The sequence below is a fragment of the Corynebacterium sp. sy039 genome (genome assembly GCF_007904105.1).
In the GTDB taxonomy this organism is placed as follows: Bacteria; Actinomycetota; Actinomycetes; order Mycobacteriales; family Mycobacteriaceae; genus Corynebacterium.
Map to the genome: position 1 here is coordinate 1,902,465 of NZ_CP042325.1, position 20,213 is coordinate 1,922,677.

A 20,213-nucleotide genomic window follows, 5' to 3' on the forward strand; every position below is an offset into this window, starting at 1 on the left:
CGCGCTACTGCTCACGTTCATTTCAGAACTATTTTTGAGATTTTTCCTCATAATTTCGAGTTTTAGTTGCCAAAACTCGGTGGTTCATCCTCATTCTGCGTCTTGGGAGTATCGAAAGCTCCCTGACCTGGGTTAGCCCACTGTGCAGAATTATCAGCACCAAAACCGCCTTGGCCAAAGCCGCCAACAGGAGTCTCGGCTTGTGGGTTAAAGCCTTGAGCAGTAAATCCACCACCGGGGTTGAAGCCGCCATCGGGGTTGAAGCCTTGGGAAGCGTCGAAAGCTGGGGAAGAATCACTGGAAAAACCTTGTTGACCAGCGACACCAGCACTTGCTTGTTGTGGCGTGGACTGCACAGCATTCCCCGTGTTCCCGGCTTTCTTAGCACCGCGACCTGCTCGGCGCGTCTGCTTAGGATTCGGCTTCGCTGTGGTGTTCTCTAGCACCGACAATCTACTTTGGCGCAGCGCCCCAATGCGTTCAACTGCCTTAGCATTGATCGACGCCACAATATCGGCAAGATATGCGTCTTGGATATTCTCGTCAGCAAGCATAACCAAAGTGATATCTTCTTCATTATTTGGATTCATCGTGAGGAACCAATGGTTATGCACCGCAAGTGGCAATTGTGCCTGGTTATTGCGTTGGGCACCGTCGTCCGCAATCGACAAAGGATCATTGACCACAACATGAGCTGGGGTAAATGGGTTGAGCCCAAGTACTACATTGAGTTGATACCCCGCAGCTGAGGCTGAACGACTATCCAATGAATATGCGTTCTGCGAAATCAACTCGGCATAATCAATGTTGAATGGCTGCCCAGTATCGGCTCGGTAAATACCAGCGCCTTTCTGAGTAATCGGCACCCGGTACGCATAAACTCGTGGCTTTGATGGCATTTTTCCAGCGACGTACTTCATGAGGTACAAAATCAACAGTGGAATTGCCAGCGCCGCGACGAGCACCACAAACATCACAGCGGTAAAAGTTACCGCATTAACTGGCGCACTCATCGCACCGCGCACTGGAATAGTAGTCTCACCAGCGTCATTACCTTGTTCATCACTAAAGTGCACCGTGAGGTAACCGCTGACAGGACCGTCGGCAAGCTCTTGGCTACGAATAGTAAGTGGGAATGTTGCTTGCTCACCACGCTCGAGGACAAGCGCTCGGTCGGCACTACTATGTTCTGTCTCTACGGCGAAATCAGCAGGATCTAAACCGCGCGGCAAGGTTGGATCCCCCAGCATAATGGTGTCTTCCAGCCATATTTTTCCAGGACCAGACACAGGCACCTCGACAGTGTGCTCTTTCTCGGTGATCTGACCAAGATCAATAGTTCCCGGCAATGAAGGCAAAGACTCAAGGGTGATCGACACCGGGGTTTCATAGGTGATAGGGGCTAACTTAGTGCCGGGCTTATCGCCGCTGGCAGCGGTAGTAATATCCGCACGGAGTTTCACTACCCCACTGGTAGGTTGAGTAATTGCCTCTAATGGCACCTCGACGAAAGCCCCATCTTTAATGGAAATGTCGTGGGCCAGCGGAGTTTCTGTGCCGTCAATGTTTTCAAGCACAGCGCTTAATGTGGCATCTCCGTCTAGAGCAACAGGTTCACCTGAACTATCCACCAGAGCCACTGAGAGAGGTTCGGCATTAAGGTGGCTGAGCGTATTCTCGCCAGCACCATCAACAGCTATTTTTAGCCCTGGGCGAATAAGCATCTGTGCCCGGTACGTGGCATCAGCAATATCAGGGGCACGATACCCAAATACCCATTGACCTGCCCAATCACCAGTACGCTCCATATACACATCAACCATGCCTGGTACTGATTCATTAAATTGGGTCGTGACCGTCGCTGAGCCAATAGTGCTCTGCCCTGGCTGCAACTCCACTGGCTGACCACCTGGGGCAATAAGATAAGGAATAGGTGCTTTATCAGCGGGCACATTCAGGTCTTTTTCCGGCAAACCGGAAAGGCGAATAGGACTTACACTATTATCAAGCACAAACTCAAATGGTTCGTTGATGTTCATCCCGGCGCGTGAATAGCTACCACCTGCAGGAAGAGCGGATCTAAACGCAGCCATGAGTCCGGCAGCGTCAGCACCAGCAAAGAATTGACCATTAGCGGTTTCTCCATTGCCACATTGCATATCAGACTCTGATATGTCTTTAAGCAGGCTCATATCTTGGCGACCACCCGCGGTGAGCCCGACAGAGAAAATGTGGATACCGCTGCGTCGTAATGCTGCCACTGGGCCTTGTGCTGCACATAAATCTGTGCGAGCAGCGTCGGCATCTTGATCTTTCATGGTCATTTTGCCGTCACTGAAAATCATGACTGCCCGACATGGCGCATCACTGGCACCAGCAGTAGCAAGTGCTCCTTGGAATGCGTCTGGGTATTGGGTGAAATTATCTTTGGTACGCTCTTGGAACTTCTTTAATTGCCCGACGACCTCACCCACACCACGATCATCGGAAAGAGCAGACCAGCTGCCATAGTTAGGCTCGTCATTGTAATATCCCTCGCCAAAGCCAGCAGTACGAACGCGAATATCCACCCCGGTTTCCTGACCATAGCGAGCGAGTTCTTTCACAAAGTCAGAAGCAGCATCGACGCGCAATGCTTTGGGATCTGTGGCTGGGATACCGTCGAACTCATCAACCAAAGAGGCTGACTGATCCATCACAATGAGCAAATCTCCACGCTGGGAGCCAGCCATGCACGCGGCAAAATCACTCATTGCAGAGGATTCTTGTTGCTCTGCCGGCTGTGCCTGCGGTGCTTGTTGAGCTTGGGCAGAGGCTGAACCCAGCCCCAACGTCGCTAACGAGCAACCAAATGCCAACGCACCAGCGATAACACTCGCACCAATTTTTTTGAGTTTTCTACCAGCTATTCCCACTGTGTACTCTTTATTCCCTTGTTGTGTCTTGACTTCTTTTCTCTGTGTCATTTCTCTATTTGCCATCACGTGTGTTTCTTTCAGCTCTACCACTTCATTTTCCCTATAGCTTTGAGAACCACAGTGCTATTTCACAACCAGTAATCAGCACACCAAGTAACCCTGCTGCAATACTAAGCCGATAGAGCAGCACCTGAGTGCCGTTACCGATGTAAGGGTTTGCAGCACGAATAGCATTGTCTTTCATCAGGTATATTCCCAGCACCACAAAGGAAATGACTCCGCAAAGAAGCCATCCCACGCTGGCAATAGCCACATAGGCGCTGTCGGTAGCATTAAGAGGACTGATGAGCACTCCTAAACCAATACATAGCCCCAGGAAGGCACATACTGCTGCAATAATCACTGGCGCCCAGGGTCCAGAGACAAAACGTACTGGCACGCTGCTATGCGTGGCATTGTAACCAGTGGCGTTGTAACCGGTAGCAGGTGCTTGAGAGGAATCTACCCATTGAGCATTGCTGGAATTATGAGTTCCACCGCCGAAACCTGATCCTTGGGGAAAGTTGTTGGTCACCCGTCTATCTCTTTTCTTTTTGCTGGTAGCTAATAAGTTTTCTTTGAGCGTATCACTGCTATCTCCCAGATGCCACAGTTCTTTCCTGTGCATTTCTGGGGCAAAAACACCTATGCCCCTTGTACCCCTTGCTCAGTTATTACTGCCGGTTCCGTCTCAGTCTGTTCAGAATGAATTGGTGCACCAGTCTCGACAGGGTCTACAACAGAGGTCACAATCTGTTCTTGATCTGTAGGTTCTTGCTTGTGCTCCCCTTGAACAGCCTGCACAATAACAGCACTACCGACGCCTATCAATGCAGTTATAGCTGCGGTAGCCAGGCTCAAACCAATAATGCGGGGCACGCTAGGCCGTGGAGAATATGGAGAATACGGAGAATATGCTGCAGAATTTTGCGCCGGTGCAAAACCACTGTCTGTATGGTTAGTGCTATCAGTATTAAAAGACATCTCTTTCCCGCCTTCCTATACATTTCCTCTGTATATTCTAGAGTTTCTTGTTCTCGCTTTACACCCTTTCGCCATGCTTTTCCTCAAGAGTGTAATGTTCTTGGGTTCTTCGTCGATAGCAAAACATGGATAATAGTTTCCTCGATCCTCGTACTTCTGTTAGGATTGGGAAATAATTTGGTAGCTGTCTATACGCTTATCAATAAATTCGAGAGGATTTTTCATGGGTTTACGTTCTAAAATGATCGCTGGTGCTTTTGCGTGCATGAGCGCTTTGAGCCTTGCCGTCATTCCAGCTCACGCTGCAGAGGGAAACTTTGTTAGCTTCGGTGATTCCATCCCAGCTGACCCAACTCCGGGCGATTATCTCAACGATAAAATCAGCAAAGCAGTCAATGCACCAGGAAAAAACAATCTCAATTGTGCTACTAACCCTAATGGTTTTGCTGCACAAGCAGCTGCTCGCCTTAATCTTGATCTTGCGGACTACTCCTGTGCCGGTGCTAGTGCTTTTACTGGCGGTCAGCACATTAGCGCTCAGGTCGATAAAGCTATTGCCGACGGCAAGCTCAACGCTGGCACCAAAGTTGTTAGCATCATGGCAGGATTCAACGACACCTACCCACACTACATCAACAAAACCCTCTCAGCTGCCGATATTCGTGCACGCTACGTTGGTGAGATGAGTGCTCAGATCAACCGCATCAAGGCTGCTGCTCCACAAGCAACAATCAAGACCATAGGTTATAACCAAATCACCGATGGTGACTTCGTTTGCCTCGTCCATGTTGGCGGCAATGCATCTGATCGCACTTTCATGCCTGTGATGAATGAAATCGAGCAGCTCGTGCAAAATATGCAGCGCGATACCGCTAATGCTACCGGTACTCAATTCGTAGACATTAAACCAAGTTCTGCTGCTCACGGCATCTGTGCCCCTGACCAGGATCGTTGGATCTCTGGTGTTGTTGATCTTCCAGTAGTACGCAACTTGCCACTGCATCTTACTGTAGGTGGTCACGCAAATACTGCTGAGCAGATTGTCCGCAGCTAAAATGTGAGCACATTGTCTCTGTGCTCGCGCAACGAGAATCCCAGACTCATACTTTCCCGGTAGTGTCTGGGATTTTTCTTATGCCATTTTACTTCCGATCACCTATTGGGCTACATCTCTAAGCGATAACAAGTACACATCATTTTCATACCATCTCCTTGCCCCCCCCTATTGCGCAACTAGGATAAGTGGTACGCGGGCATGGACAAAGTGATATTCAGCAGCTCATACACCTTAATCACAATCAAAAATGGAGGAATTTTTATGGCAGACACAGTGGAGAATGCGCTAGAAAAATATGGTTCTCTGTTGATGTATATCTCGTTCACCGTTTTAGCTTTCATGAATGGCAATGCTCTCGTAAGTGCAATGGGTGTGCTTGCCCTAGTCGTAGCCATTATCCATGTTTTCCGTCCATTACCTTGGTTATCATCGGTGAGCAATGTGCTTCTGATAATGGCAATGATCATTTTTTCATTCAACAGGGGCTGGAATATCATCGCTTGGCTACTGATCGTTGCTCTTTGTTTAATCATCGGAGGCTATGTCTGGAAGGAACTCTCAGATCGCAAGTAACAGTGAAAACATACCAAAACCGTCTACTCCGCAATACGAGTAGACGGTTTTTAGCATTACGACGCTACTTTGAGCTTGACCATTATGCTTGACGCGCACCCCAAAAATAGGCTCTGCCTTGGTACATGAAGCAATCGCTGCTCCTTGTTGGCCATTGATTACGTGTTTGTTCACACGTCCACGTTGATTGATATGGTCCCATCTTTGCCCACTCAAAGCCCTGACCTAGGGTTCCAGCAGGTGGTTGTGGAAAAGCCTCCTGGGCCGGTTGAGCAGGCTGCGCGGGTTGTGCAGGTTCTATTTGCCGCACTGGTTGCTGAGGTATAACTCCCCGAGTTGGTTGAGGCGCTACAATCTCTGGTTCTGTATCCCCTTCCTCCTCTGCGACTTCGTTATGCTCTTCCTCCGTCGCTACTTCTCCATCTGCTGTATCTTCAGCACTTTCTGTAGGTGGAGCTTCTGTAGCGGTTACTGTTTGCGTGACAATACTTGGCGTTTTCTCACCTTGTGCTCCACAAGCACTCAGCGTGACCCCCAACGCAATGCTCACTATAGAAAGAGCAATGCGCATATGAGCACTATGACTTCCCCAAACATTCTTCATGGCATAACCATAGCATGAACCACTTTTGGCGTATTCTCGTCTGTCTTTGCATACTAAGAAACCCGTCGGCGCTCATATTTTTAGCGTCCCGACGGGTTCTTATGGTTTTCCTATGTTTTAGGAGTTGAATGCGTCATCCAATGGAATGGATGCGCCGGTGAATTCACCGTATCCATCGTCACCGTAGATGGAGTCACCATAGGTTGGGATGGAGTATGCAGCATTGCGTGCAGCCTCAGTTGGTTTCACTGCAATGTTGCGGTAACGAGCAATACCGGTACCAGCTGGGATGAGTTTACCGATAATGACGTTTTCTTTCAGACCGATGAGCTTATCGGAACGCTTGTTAATGGCAGCGTCGGTAAGCACACGGGTTGTCTCCTGGAAGGAAGCAGCAGAGAGCCATGATTCGGTAGCCAAGGAAGCCTTGGTGATACCCATGATCTCAGAGCGCAATTCCGCTGGCTGCTTACCTGCGGCAACTGCCTCAGCATTTGCTGCTTTTGCCTCGGAGAGATCCACGAGAGTACCTGGTAGGAACTCGGTAGATCCTGATTCAATCACTGTTCCACGACGCAACATTTGGCGAATAATAATCTCAATGTGCTTATCGTGAATTGCCACACCCTGTGCACGGTACACAGCTTGTACTTCATCAACGAGGTGCTGTTCGACGCCACGTCGTCCGAGCACTTCAAGAACGTCGTGTGGATCAGCAGGTCCGCGGAGGAGTCGTTCACCAACTTCAACGTGGTCGCCTTCACGCAGAGTGCGCTCGATGAATGCACCTGGGTTGTTCTCCATTGGCACGCGGATTGATGCTAGACCCTGACGCTTGGATAGCTTCTCGTAGATGACATCATCGGAGCCATCGTCGGGAGTGATGGTGAGAGTGTAGAAATTACCCTCATCAGTCAAGCTGACGGTACCGGCTACGGAGGCGATAGGTGCGCGGTTCTTTGGTACACGTGCCTCGAAGAGTTCCTGAACACGTGGCAAACCACCGGTAATATCGCCACCAACACCACCTTGGTGGAAGGTACGCATTGTCAACTGGGTACCTGGCTCACCAATGGACTGCGCTGCCACAATACCAACGGCTTCGCCGATATCCACGAGCTGACCAGATGCCATGGACTTGCCATAGCACTTAGCACACACACCTGTTGCAGTCTGGCAGGTTAGTACGGAGCGTACTTTCACACGGGTAATACCAGCGTCGACGAGTTTCGCAATGATTTCTTCAGTGAGATTTTCACCTGCGGAAACGATTGTTTCATCATTGACAGTTACGTCGGTTGCGACAACACGACCAGACACACTGGTTTCGATGAGGTCATGGGCGCGGTAACCGGTGACTTCGCCTTGAGCATCTTTTACTTCTACTGCCACTGGAACGCGGATACCTTGGCGGGTGCCACAGTCGTCTTCGCGAACGATAACATCCTGAGCCACGTCCACCAGACGACGGGTGAGGTAACCAGAGTCAGCAGTACGCAACGCGGTATCGGCAAGACCTTTACGGGAACCGTGGGAGTTGTTGAAGTACTCGAGCACCGACAGACCTTCACGGAAGGAGGTCTTAATTGGGCGGGTGATGTAGTCACCCTTTGAGTTCACAACCATACCCTTCATACCAGCAAGGGTCCAGATCTGACGCATGTTACCGGCAGCACCGGACTTCACGATCATTGGGATTGGGTTGTCATCTGGGTAGAGTGCTTCGACTGCGTTACCCACAGTGTCAGTTGCATCTTTCCAGAGTTCAACGAGACGGTCATAGCGTTCGCGCTCAGTAAGAGCACCCTGCTCCCAGTATTTGCGCTCGATCTTGCGTGCCTCGCTCTCGTAGGAGTCAAGGATTTCGTCTTTGTTTGGCAAGACAAGCACGTCAGACATGGTGATGGTAACGCCAGAGCGAGTTGCCCAGTAGAAACCGGCGTCTTTCATCTTATCCATGGTCTGAGCCACAGTGATCATTGGGTATTTAGCTGCAAGGTCATTGATGACGTCGCCAAGCATGAGTTTGTCACTGCCGCCACCTTTACGAACCATCACGCCTTCAAGGTATGGGTAGTTCCACGGCAAGAGCTCGTTGAACATTACTCGACCGAGGGTGGTGTCAGCCAACCAGGATTGTCCTTGCTCCCAGCCTTCTGGGAAGAGTTCAGCTTCAATATCAGCTGGTGGGCGCAAGTGGCTAATCCGTACCTTGATTTTCGCCTGTAGCCCAAGCACACCACGGTCATATGCCATGATGGCTTCTGCGTAGGAAGAATATACACCCGTTGCTGGACCATTTTCGGTCGCAGGTGCATAGGCTCCCTGGGAACCAAATTCCCCATTGGTCTTGTTCATGGTGAGGAAGTACAAACCAGTCACCATGTCCAGACGAGGCATAGCCAATGGCTTACCAGACGCTGGGGATAGAATGTTGTTCGACGCAAGCATCAATACGCGAGCCTCAGCTTGTGCCTCTGCGGATAGTGGCAGGTGCACAGCCATCTGGTCACCGTCGAAGTCAGCGTTGAATGCCTCACACGCTAGTGGGTGGAGCTGGATTGCTTTACCTTCGATCAGCTTAGGCTCGAATGCCTGAATACCTAGACGGTGCAGGGTTGGTGCACGGTTGAGCATCACTGGGTGCTCGGCAATAGCCTCTTCGAGAACGTCCCACACCTCTGGGCGCTGGCGCTCCACCATGCGCTTTGCGGACTTGATGTTTTGCGCATAATCGTTTTCCACCAAACGCTTCATCACGAATGGCTTGAACAGCTCCAAAGCCATCAGTTTTGGCAAACCACATTCATGCAGTTTGAGCTGCGGACCGACGATAATAACGGAACGACCAGAGTAGTCAACACGCTTACCCAAGAGGTTCTGACGGAAACGTCCTTGCTTACCCTTGAGCAGATCGCTCAAGGACTTCAGTGGTCGGTTTCCTGGACCGTTCACTGGGCGACCGCGACGACCATTGTCGAAGAGCGCATCCACAGATTCTTGTAGCATACGCTTTTCGTTGTTCACGATGATCTCAGGTGCGCCAAGATCAATCATGCGCTTGAGGCGGTTATTGCGGTTAATCACACGACGGTAAAGGTCGTTGAGGTCGGAGGTCGCAAAGCGACCACCGTCTAGCTGCACCATTGGGCGCAACTCTGGTGGAATGACTGGAATGCAGTCAAGAACCATTCCTGCTGGATCATTACCGGAGCGCTGGAAAGCTGCAACAACTTTGAGGCGCTTGAGGGCACGGGTCTTTTTCTGACCTTTACCATTCTTGATGATTTCGCGTAGTTCCTCTGCCTCTTTGTCGAGGTCAAAGTTACGGATGAGGGTCTGGATTGCTTCCGCACCCATGCCACCGGTGAAGTAGTCCTCGAAGCGATCAACAAGCTCTTCATAGATAGAGTCGTCGATGATCATCTGCTTTGGCGAGAGTTTGACGAATGTTTGCCAAATCTCCTCCAAGCGGTCGATTTCCAGCTCAGCGCGTTGGCGAATGCTGCTCATTTCCTTTTCTGCAGCATTTTGCACTTTACGACGTGCATCTGCTTTGGCACCAGCTGCCTCAAGTTCAGCTAGATCTTCTTCTAGCTTTTGCGCGCGCTCAGCAATTTCAGACTCGGCATCTGCCTCAACGTCTTTCTTTTCGAGCAGCATTTCCATTTCAAGGGTGCTCATATCATTGTGACGCGCTTCTTCATCAACGCTGGTGATGATGTTAGCGGCGAAGTAAATGATACGCTCGAGGTCTTTTGGAGGTAGATCCAATAAGTAGCCTAGGCGTGATGGCACACCCTTGAAGTACCAGATGTGTGTTACTGGTGCAGCAAGTTCAATGTGTCCCATACGCTCACGGCGCACCTTGGACTTGGTTACTTCAACGCCACAGCGTTCACAGATAATGCCCTTGTAGCGGACACGCTTGTATTTACCACAAGCACATTCCCAGTCGCGGGTTGGACCGAAGATGCGCTCACAGAACAAGCCGTCCTTCTCTGGCTTAAGAGTACGGTAGTTAATGGTCTCCGGCTTCTTGACCTCGCCTTTAGACCAACGACGGATGTCGTCGGCTGTAGCCAGGCCGATGCGGAGCTCATCGAAGAAATTGACGTCTAACACGTCACTGCCTTTCCCCTCGGACTAATTCCAAGAGATGATAGTGGTTCCAATTGTGATGTTAGTTTCCGCCTGCCTGCTAGTTCCCTTGTAATGAGCGAACTAGCAGCCAGACCTGGGGTATTAAGCGATGTCAGCGTCGGAGCGTTCATCACGAGACAAGTTAATGCCAAGGGAAGCGCCAGCTTGATCGAACTCATCGTCCTCTGAGCCGGATAGTTCCATTGGGGTACCGTCTGCGGAGAGAACTTCCACGTTGAGACAGAGGGATTGCAATTCTTTGAGCAACACCTTGAATGACTCAGGAATACCTGGGTCTGGAATGTTCTCGCCTTTGACGATTGCCTCATAGACTTTGACACGACCAACCACGTCATCGGACTTAATGGTCAATAGCTCCTGGAGGGTGTAAGCGGCACCATATGCCTGCATTGCCCACACTTCCATTTCACCGAAGCGCTGGCCACCGAACTGTGCCTTACCACCCAGAGGCTGCTGGGTAATCATGGAGTAAGGACCCGTGGAACGTGCGTGAATCTTCTCATCAACCAGGTGGTGCAGCTTCAGGATGTACATGTAACCAACAGATACTGGATCATGGAATGGTTCACCTGAGCGTCCGTCGAATAGCTGCGCTTTACCATTGGCGTCTACCATGACGTCACCGTCACGATTTGGACGAGAATTAGCAAGCAAACCAGCTAGTTCTTCGTTGGATGCACCGTCGAATACTGGGGTTGCGGTCAAAGATCCTGCAGGAACGTCGTAAAGTTCTTCTGGGAGGAGCTTCATCAACTCAGCGTTATCTGGGTTGTCTGTGTCAATCTTCCAACCAGCAGCAGCCAACCAGCCGAGGTGAACCTCGAGCACCTGACCGATGTTCATACGACGTGGCACACCGTGAGTGTTCAAGATGATGTCTACTGGAGTACCGTCTGGCAAGAATGGCATATCTTCAGCTGGCAAAATCTTACCAACCACACCCTTGTTACCGTGGCGACCAGCGAGCTTATCACCGTCTTGGATCTTACGCTTTTGAGCGACGTACACGCGGATCATTTCGTTTACGCCTGGTGCGAGATCATCATCGTCTTCACGAGAGAAACGACGAACACCGATAACTTTACCAGTCTCACCGTGTGGCACCTTCATGGAGGTATCGCGAACCTCACGAGCTTTCTCACCGAAAATAGCACGCAGGAGGCGCTCTTCTGGGGTCAGCTCTGTTTCACCCTTCGGGGTGACCTTACCGACGAGGATATCGCCGTCACGAACATCTGCACCGATGCGAACAATACCGCGCTCGTCGAGATCTTTGAGCACGTCCTCGCTCACATTTGGAATTTCACGAGTGATTTCCTCGGCACCGAGTTTGGTGTCACGCGCATCAATTTCGTGTTCTTCAATGTGGATGGAGGTCAGGATGTCTTCTTCCACGAGACGCTGGTTCAAGATGATAGCGTCCTCGTAGTTGTGACCTTCCCAAGGCATGAACGCAACAAGCAAGTTGCGTCCCAATGCCATTTCACCATTGTGAGTACCTGGACCATCAGCGATAACTTGACCAGCTTCTACGCGGTCACCAATGTTGACCAATGGTTTTTGGTTATAGCTTGTGCCCTGGTTAGTGCGCTCAAACTTGCGCAAGCGGTAGGTATCACGGATACCTTCATCGTCCATCACGGTGATGAAGTCAGCAGACAGGTCTTCAACGACACCGGCTTTCTTGTTAATCACAAGATCACCTGCGTCGTAAGCTGCACGAAGTTCCATACCGGTACCAACAAATGGTGCTTCAGCACGCACAAGTGGCACTGCCTGGCGCTGCATATTTGCACCCATGAGGGCACGGTTAGCGTCGTCGTGCTCGAGGAATGGAATCATTGCGGTTGCAACCGACACCATCTGACGAGGTGAGACGTCCATGTAGTCAATCTCAGTATTCTTGACCACGGCTACCTCACCGTTCTTCATGCGAACGGTGACGCGGTCGTCAAGAATGTAGCCGTCTTTATCTACTGCAGTTTTCGCCTGAGCCACTGCATAACGGTCTTCTTCATCAGCGGTGAGGTAGTCGATTTGGTCGGTAAGGCGACCATTTTCTACCTTGCGGTATGGGGTTTCAATAAACCCAAATGGGTTCACGCGAGCATAAGATGCCAAAGCACCGATCAGACCAATGTTTGGACCTTCGGGAGTCTCAATTGGACACATACGACCATAGTGAGAAGCGTGAACGTCTCGAACCTCAATACCAGCGCGTTCACGGGACAAACCACCAGGACCAAGCGCAGAGAGACGACGCTTGTTGGTCAAACCAGAAAGTGAGTTGTTTTGATCCATGAACTGCGACATCTGTGAAGTACCGAAGAACTCACGAATGGCAGCAGAAACTGGGCGCACGTTAATCAACGAGGTTGGTGTGATCGACTCAGCGTCCTGAGTGGTCATGCGCTCGCGAACCACACGCTCCATACGAGACAGACCTACACGAACCTGGTTTTGGATAAGCTCACCGACGGTACGCAAACGACGATTACCAAAGTGGTCAATATCATCAACCTCAACTGGGATCTCACGACCAATTGGGGAGGTCATGGTCTGCTCACCTTCATGCAAACGCACAAGGTATTCCAGTGTGGTGGCAATATCTTCTTCGGTAAGAGTCATTAGACCTTCATTGTCGCCACCTAAACCGAGCTTGCGGTTTACCTTGTAGCGACCAACTTTAGCGAGATCATAGCGCTTTGCCTTGAAGAATGAGTTATCCAGCAAGGAGCGAGCCAGATCACGAGTTGGTTGCTCGCCTGGACGCTGCTTGCGATAGATTTCTAAGAGAGCGGCGTCGGTACGCTCAGCTGGATCGATTTTCTCGAAACCGTCATCTTCCAGAGTCTGCATCATGATGCCAGAGAACCCGAAGCGTTCCTGGATCTGCTGGGTTGTCCAGCCCAATGCACGTAGGAACACGGTTACTGGCTGACGACGTTTGCGGTCGATACGTACTCCGACGGTATCGCGCTTGTCAATGTCAAACTCTAGCCATGCACCACGGGAAGGAATGACCTTCGCTGAATGTAATGGACGCTCAGTTGATTTGTCGATTGTCTGGTCAAAGTACACGCCAGGAGAACGCACAAGCTGAGACACAACAACACGCTCAGTACCATTAACAATGAACGTGCCTTTGTCTGTCATCATTGGGAAATCACCAATGAAAACTGTCTGTGACTTGATTTCCTGGGTGTCGTTATTAATAAACTCGGCTGTCACATAGAGTGGTGCAGAGTAATTAATATCTTTGTCTTTTGCCTCGTCGATAGTGTTCTTCATGTCCTCGAAGCGTGGCTCCGACAACGACAGAGACATATTTCCAGAATAATCTTGGATAGGTGAAAGCTCCTCGAGAATATCCTCGAGACCGCTAGTGACGCGAACGCCCTCACCTAGCTCTTCTTGCTTACGGGCACGCCACTCAGGGGTACCGATAAGCCAAGCGAATGATTCTAATTGAATATCAAGAAGCCCCGGGACCTCGATTGGTTCCGTGATTTTGGCAAACGATTTACGTTTTGGAGCCCCAGGGATATCGGCCTTGGTCTGGCGGGAGACTGCCAAGATGGGTCCTTCCAGCACCTCACGCGGATGATGGCCCCGCAATATTGACCACCAAAACCGCTGGTAATTGTCTATTTTCCAGTCTGCTATGAGGTAGTTTTCCCAGATAACACTAAGTGACCTTGTCAAATCCGCGTTTTTGCACGGCGATCAAGGTCAAAAAATTAGCTGGATACTTTCCTCAGCGCAATTGACTAGCATATACCACTTCTAAAAGAAAGTAAAGTGATATTTACAATACCCACAACCACGCACAATACATACCCCCACATGGCACAAATAGCAAAAATCCCTTATCCCCCAAGAACGGGACATAAGGGATTACGCTTGTTTACGTCATACTATGCAGAACGCAAATGACCACCAGTGGTCACCTTCGGACGTGCTTTCTTCACAGTGCCCTTAGATTTCTCTTCCTGCTTGCTATGCTTTTCGACGTTTTCCTTAACGGTTTGAGCAATAACAGTGGCAGAACCTTGAGGCTTAGGCTGTGACTGCGGCTGTGGCTTATCAGCTTCGACAGTTTCTTTCTTCACAACAGGATTGTCTGGAATAACCGTCACAATGTTTTTCGCGCTTTCCTCAGGCTCAGGCTGAGGTGTCTCAGAGACTTCTGGTTTTTCATTCTCAGTACTTTGGACAGGTTGCTTAGGCGTAGTTACCTTAGAGCTTGGTTCCACAGTAGTTGACTGATCTGAATTATTTGGCTTATCACTAGCAGGTGTTTCCTTGCTAGGGGTTGACTCTTCGCTAACAGCTGTAGTTGTTTCCGAAACTGTGGTTTCTGGAACTGTGGTTTCTGGAACTGTGGTTGGCGGAACTGTGGTTTCAGGAGGACAAATGGTAATGTGCTGGAAGCCTTGGTCACAGTTGTCCTCAGCACCATTAAGGGCACCGTAAAAATTCGTGGCAGAATCCAAGTCAAGGTTAAAAGCTTTAACGTATTGTCCATAGCGGTCGCTTGTAGCTTCGGTATCCTGACCGATAGTGTCAAAGCGGCCAGTGTTTTCTGTTATGGCGCAGAGACCCGCTTTGACACCTTGTCCAGAGCCTTCCTCAATTCCATTCGTCTTATAAAACTCAACAATCGCTTTACGTTGTTCTGGAGTTTGTTCTTCGGTCATTACTGGAGGAAGTTCTCCCGTGTTAGCCCAAACCGGGTTTTCCCACATATCATTCGGTTCTTTCAGGGACGTACACTCTTCAGCCGCACTGCCGAATGCGTTTTCATTGTTGCATTTCCACAGCATATTTTCCACGCGGATTGGCGCATAAGTGTCCTCGCCAAGGGATTTAACTGTACCTTTGACCTCAAAAGTGTAGACTCCAGGCTTATTCCCCAAGCTAATGCGGTAAGAGTTCCACTCAGGTTGGTTATCCAAAGAAGAAGGAGTTACTCCCATTTGCTCAAAAGTGAGAGTGTCTCCACTGGTGAACTTATAGAAAGGGGTGATGCCAGTAACTTCGTCACGTTCTACATTGGCAGTGTCTAGCTCAGCAGCCTCTTTGAGGGGGACTTCATAATCCACTTCTTTAGCTGGAACAGAGTCAATATCTGCGGTGGGAGCTTCACCAATATGAACGGCTTCTGCAGGCATATGGGTGAGACGGATTGACGTCACATTCACTGTTGCAGGAAGTAGAATCTGCGCGGATTTAGTTGTCTGGATGTGATCTTCCGAGTGAACCAATGGTGCTATCTGCACCTGCCAGGTGACTTCCGCGTCGTCACCAACTTCTTTTACACAGGTGGAACCACTATCGCAGTTCGCGCCACCCCATGAACCGAATACATTTTCTGATTCCACAGCTAATACCGAGGGGGGGGGGAGTAGAACTCCCGCACCAAGTGCCGTTGCGGCAGCCACGGCTGCTGCGCGCTTGGCAAAGCGTTGCATAACCATCATTCTTCTCTTTTCTTTCTTAAACTACGCTCTCTTGGTATTCCCCGACCAGAGAGCACCATCAGGCTGAGAAAAACCTAAAAGCCTCCTTATCATAACCATAAAGTGCGTATGCACACCATACTCATCACCCCCACCAAGGTGTTCTATCCCCAATTTTCACTCCTGAGTAGGCCAACTTTTTAGGCGCACCATCCACAGTGCAGAAAAAGCAATACCCACTATTGCGCAAGCAAGAGCAGATTGCACAGACCAAAGAGAAACTCAGGCACAGCCACCAAAGCAATACGCGTTAGTCAGCGCTAGCGAGCTGAGCCAAAAGCATAATGAACACACTCAAAGCAGGTGCAGTGATAGCTGCCATATAAAGATTCTTTGCATTCTGAACCGCAAATTCCGTGGCAGCAACAACTGCGCCAAGCAACCCGCCCAGCGCACCGAGCACCCCGACGACCCCCATCTCCCAACCACCAAAACCCAAAACCCGAACACAATAAACCACAAAACCCGCCTGGAAAATAGAGCTAAAGAAATTAAAGTGGAACGAAGTGAAGGTGAGGCGCTTAAGGAAGTCATGCCCCAAGATAAAGCGGAAACCCTTAAATGATTGCCGCACCACTCCAGGCTCATATGACTCAGATACGGCAGTCGCCCCCTCTTTCTGCCCAGACCTTCTCCAAGAAAACCACACAATCGCAGAGCATAAGACCGCTAAGGCAAAATTGAAAGAACCGATGAGCATGGTCGTCGCAAAGCTAAAAAATACTGACCAAGATTCCGCCGAACCCCAATCCGCCCAGCTCAGACAATATCCCAGCACTGCGTAACAAAGAATTAGCTCGGTTAAGCGAGCGATCATCACGACCAACGATCTCCACAATAGCGCTATTAACACCCGCCTCACCCAGCAGAGAAGAAAAACCCAAGATGAATAAGCACGTATAAAGCACGGGCAAAGACGGTTGCAGTGCAAGAGATAACGCCAGAATCGCTGCACTCAATAAGCGAATAGCATTGGCAAAAGTAATAGCACGCGCACCACCAAGCTTGTCGACGAAACCCGCAATCACAAGACCAAAAAAACAAAGCAGCTGCCGACTCCGTTAAATTGAGGGCGGCTACCTGCATAGCCGAGGCATCAAAAACCGCAATTGCGGCAAGAGGAGCCGCAAAAAGAATGAGCTGCACGCCCAGCGCACTCCATAACTCCGCACTAGCCAGCAATGTTATGAGCCGCTTTGTTGTATTCATGGGCGTTATCCTAATCACAGGATCCCCAAAAAATAAAAGTCCTAGCACTGGTTGGTGCTAGGACTTTTAGATTTCTAAGAAACAAAAATTACGCTGCGCGCAAGTGACCACCCGTAGTTACTTTAGGACGGTCTTTCTTCGCTACAGTCTTAGCCTGCTTAGCGACGTTATCCTTCACACTTTCAGAGATAGCGGTCTTAGGTTCAGGCTTAGATTCTGGTTTAGAATCGGCAGGTTTGTCCTCAGGTTTTTCTTCCTTATCCTCAGGCTCTACGACTGTAGTAACAACCTCACCCTGCTCAGCCTCAACATCTGTGTCAGGTACAGTCGGTGGAACAACAGGCTTAACCGGTTCCTCACGTTCTTCAGGACGCTCAACCGGCTTCACAGGTTTCTCCTGCTCAGGTTCCTGTGGTTCTTCAGAAGGAGTAGGCTCCTGAGTTTCCTCACTCGGAGTTGGTTCCTCTGTTTCCTTAGAAGGCTTAGCAGGACCAACCTCCTCTTCGTCGGAAGGCGTTGGTTCCTCAGACTCTACAGGTTCCTCACTAGGAGGCACCTCAGTCTCCTCATCAGGACAAAGAGTAATATGCTGGAACCCCTGATCACAGTTATCCTCAGCTCCAAGCAGTGAACCATAATAATTCACGGCAGGATTCCAGTCAAGGTTAAATGTCTCCGCATACTGCCGGTAGCGATCACCACCAGACTCAATATCATTGCTAATCGTGTCAAAACGACCAGTATCACGAGTAACTGCACAGGTTCCTACACCAGTCAAACCATGCTTTGTACCTTGCTCAGCATACAACGCAGCAATCTTCTCATTCTCTAGGGCGATTTCTTTGTTGCGCTGAACAATTTCTGCTTTACGAGCTTCAGACGCAGACTCATCCTCAGGAATCATTGGGATAGAGACAGGAGGTAACTCAGCAGAACGCGCCCACGGGTAATTTTTCAGATTCTGGCACCCCTCCTCAGCACTACCAGGTCCACCACCCTCAGCAGAACACTTCCACAACATATTATCCGCACGAATCGGAATGTAGGTATCCTCACCAACTGCTTCAACAGTACCGGTGACCTCAAAAGTGAATACACCCAACGCATACAAGCCGATTTGATAGAAATCCCAATCAGGCTGATACTCAAAACTAGAAGACTCAACACCATATGGGTCTCTCGCCGAAACATCAACATCATCTTTTTGAGAAGCAGAAGTTTCGAGCGAACCGGCAGGATTCTTCACAAACGACGACACATGATATGTCTCGTTATCCTTTAGTTCCTCCATTGAATCAACAATAGGAACCTGGTAATCCACCATCTTTGCAGGAACATAGCTCCAGCTAAAATTATCAGAAGAGTAGTATTTTTGCGCCGGCATATGCGTCAACCTAATCGACACATCTTTCACCGTAGATGGGATCATAATCTGCGCACCACGAGAGGTTTGGATGTGATCCTCAGACATCGCCAACGGTGATAACTGCACCTGCCACGTGACCTGTGTTTCATCCCCCACCTGTTTTACACAGGTAGAACCTGTATCACAGTTCGCACCACCCCACGAACCACGAACATTATCAGCACCTCCCCCTTCGTTAGCGGCTAATACTGAGGGGGGGGGGCTAGAAAACCCGAACCAAGCATACTTACGGCAACTACTGCCGCAGCACGCTTAGCAAAACGTTGTAAAAACATATTTCCTCAATTTCTTCCTAGGAAAAAGAACAAAAAAGCACTTTCCAAGCCATCCTCAACCAAACAAAGCTGAGAAAAACCTAAAAGCCCCCTCATCATAACCCAAACAACATAATTTTCCACCATAATAGGACTTCTCCCTAAAGCACCCAGTACTCTACGTCCCCTTTCCAAACCTATACCCCATGCTGGTGTAACCACTTATCAAACAGAACATTAACCAAAGATGAAAACCTGGATTCCGTCGAGCGCATAAAGAAAACAGTCGGTATCTTTTTAGTGTTTTGGTTTTGTTTCCTTCAATTCTTAACGCGAAAGATAACACTTACTATGAAAAAATATCTGCCAGCACGGGCTATGCTCGCAGCAACCCTAGTCAGCGCACTTATGCTCAGTGGTTGCAGCAATAGTGAAAGCGACAGCACCGCCGAAAAAACCAGCGCCGCAGCAAGCGCAGCGAACACGTCCCAGGCTCCTACACCACTGGCAGCCAATAGCAACGCAGCTGCAAGCGCCAAGCTACCTACCACTTTCGATTTGCAAGCACACCGTGGTGGTCGAGGCGAGTGGACCGAAAACTCACGCACCTCTTTTGAGAATGTCAAGAATGTCGGCGTTACCACCATTGAGCTTGACATTCTTGTCTCCGAAGACGGAGTACCAGTGGTATGGCACGATGAGGACATTCAGGCAGAAAAATGCGCAGATACCGCACCTGCCACCCCGCAAGACCCCGAGTTCCCATACGTCGGCAAGCTCATTAAAGATCTGTCTTGGGCACAATTGCAAACCCTCGACTGCAACAAAGCACTCGAGAAGTTCCCAGAAGCAAAACATGAACAGGGCACAAAGCTCATTCAGCTCAGTGAGCTCTATGACATCTATGCTGGTACCGACGCGTATTTTAATGTCGAGGCAAAGGTAGCCGTGGAAAAACCAGGCACCAACAAACCAAACCCAGAAATTGTTAGCGCAATGCTGGGCGCGATCAATGCGTCTGGTATGGCAGATCGCACCACAATTCAGTCCTTCGACTGGAGCATTTTCCCGCTCTTCCGTGAACAAGCCCCTGAGATTCCATTGGCACTACTCTGGGACGAAACCACCTGGAAGTCTGGTTCCGCATGGACCGGTTCCGTAGATTATGACGCTGTAAAAGGCGATGTCATTGCAGCCGCCAAGCAGCTCGACGTACAGATCCTGTCCCCTGGTTTTGCGGTTCCTTATGACGCAGCCGCCGGCGATAAAGACTATCACCCTGTGGCGACACCAGAGTTTATGCGCAAAGCGCACGAGGCTGGCTTGCGAGTAATCCCGTGGACAATCAATGATGAAGCAACAATGCGAGAGCAGATCGACGCTGGTGTCGACGGCATTATCACTGATTATCCATCCAAGCTCAAGAAGATTCTGGACGAAAAAGGCGTGGAGTATAAGTAGGT

13 protein-coding genes are annotated in these 20,213 nt (G+C 49.9%); 3 read left to right on the forward strand and 10 right to left on the reverse strand.

Going from position 1 to position 20,213, the window contains the following annotated elements:
• Positions 1-62: 62 nt before the first annotated feature.
• Genes FQV43_RS08555 through FQV43_RS08565 form a run of 3 tightly spaced genes read right to left on the reverse strand, consistent with a single transcriptional unit; the run spans position 63 to position 3,941 of the window.
• The gene (locus FQV43_RS08555; protein ID WP_146340007.1) at positions 63-2,966 is read right to left on the reverse strand and encodes a vWA domain-containing protein; all 2,904 of its coding nucleotides are present in this window, start codon (positions 2,964-2,966) and stop codon (positions 63-65) included.
• Positions 2,967-3,018: 52 nt separating this feature from the next.
• Positions 3,019-3,585 carry a hypothetical protein gene (locus FQV43_RS08560; RefSeq protein WP_144275396.1) on the reverse strand — a complete coding sequence of 189 codons (567 nt, stop codon included), beginning with the start codon at positions 3,583-3,585 and terminating at the stop codon, positions 3,019-3,021.
• Positions 3,586-3,602: 17 nt separating this feature from the next.
• Positions 3,603-3,941: a hypothetical protein gene (locus FQV43_RS08565; protein WP_146340009.1), complete on the reverse strand. Its 339-nt coding sequence runs from the start codon at positions 3,939-3,941 to the stop codon at positions 3,603-3,605.
• Between the two features lie 223 nt (positions 3,942-4,164).
• Between FQV43_RS08565 and FQV43_RS08570 the strand changes: the two genes are divergently transcribed.
• Both FQV43_RS08570 and FQV43_RS08575 read left to right on the forward strand, forming a co-directional pair.
• A complete protein-coding gene (locus FQV43_RS08570) occupies positions 4,165-4,995 on the forward strand; it encodes a GDSL-type esterase/lipase family protein (protein ID WP_144275392.1) in 831 nt (276 codons plus the stop codon).
• Between the two features lie 264 nt (positions 4,996-5,259).
• Positions 5,260-5,571 carry a hypothetical protein gene (locus tag FQV43_RS08575; RefSeq protein ID WP_146340011.1) on the forward strand — a complete coding sequence of 104 codons (312 nt, stop codon included), beginning with the start codon at positions 5,260-5,262 and terminating at the stop codon, positions 5,569-5,571.
• Between the two features lie 82 nt (positions 5,572-5,653).
• On the opposite strand, the gene FQV43_RS08580 is transcribed toward FQV43_RS08575, so the two are convergent.
• The 7 genes from FQV43_RS08580 to FQV43_RS08610 all read right to left on the reverse strand — a co-directional run bounded on the left by FQV43_RS08580 (position 5,654) and on the right by FQV43_RS08610 (position 18,592).
• Positions 5,654-6,175: a hypothetical protein gene (locus tag FQV43_RS08580; protein WP_146340013.1), complete on the reverse strand. Its 522-nt coding sequence runs from the start codon at positions 6,173-6,175 to the stop codon at positions 5,654-5,656.
• Between the two features lie 117 nt (positions 6,176-6,292).
• Positions 6,293-10,300, reverse strand: coding sequence for a DNA-directed RNA polymerase subunit beta' (locus FQV43_RS08585; protein ID WP_144275388.1), 4,008 nt, complete (start codon positions 10,298-10,300; stop codon positions 6,293-6,295).
• Between the two features lie 120 nt (positions 10,301-10,420).
• Positions 10,421-13,933 carry a DNA-directed RNA polymerase subunit beta gene (locus FQV43_RS08590; protein ID WP_168195107.1) on the reverse strand — a complete coding sequence of 1,171 codons (3,513 nt, stop codon included), beginning with the start codon at positions 13,931-13,933 and terminating at the stop codon, positions 10,421-10,423.
• A 323-nt stretch (positions 13,934-14,256) separates the two neighbouring features.
• Entirely contained in the window at positions 14,257-15,822 is a 1,566-nt protein-coding gene (locus tag FQV43_RS08595; RefSeq protein ID WP_146340015.1) for a hypothetical protein, read from the reverse strand.
• 289 nt (positions 15,823-16,111) lie between these two features.
• Entirely contained in the window at positions 16,112-16,561 is a 450-nt protein-coding gene (locus FQV43_RS08600; RefSeq protein ID WP_146340017.1) for a hypothetical protein, read from the reverse strand.
• A gap of 13 nt (positions 16,562-16,574) precedes the next feature.
• Positions 16,575-16,889 (reverse strand): hypothetical protein, encoded by a 315-nt coding sequence (locus FQV43_RS08605; RefSeq protein WP_146340019.1) that lies wholly within the window; start codon positions 16,887-16,889, stop codon positions 16,575-16,577.
• Between the two features lie 269 nt (positions 16,890-17,158).
• Entirely contained in the window at positions 17,159-18,592 is a 1,434-nt protein-coding gene (locus tag FQV43_RS08610; RefSeq protein ID WP_146340021.1) for a hypothetical protein, read from the reverse strand.
• 509 nt (positions 18,593-19,101) lie between these two features.
• On the opposite strand from FQV43_RS08610, the gene FQV43_RS08615 reads away from it, so the two are divergent.
• On the forward strand, positions 19,102-20,211 hold the full coding sequence (locus FQV43_RS08615; RefSeq protein WP_246846908.1) for a glycerophosphodiester phosphodiesterase family protein: 1,110 nt from the start codon (positions 19,102-19,104) through the stop codon (positions 20,209-20,211).
• Positions 20,212-20,213 lie beyond the last annotated feature (2 nt).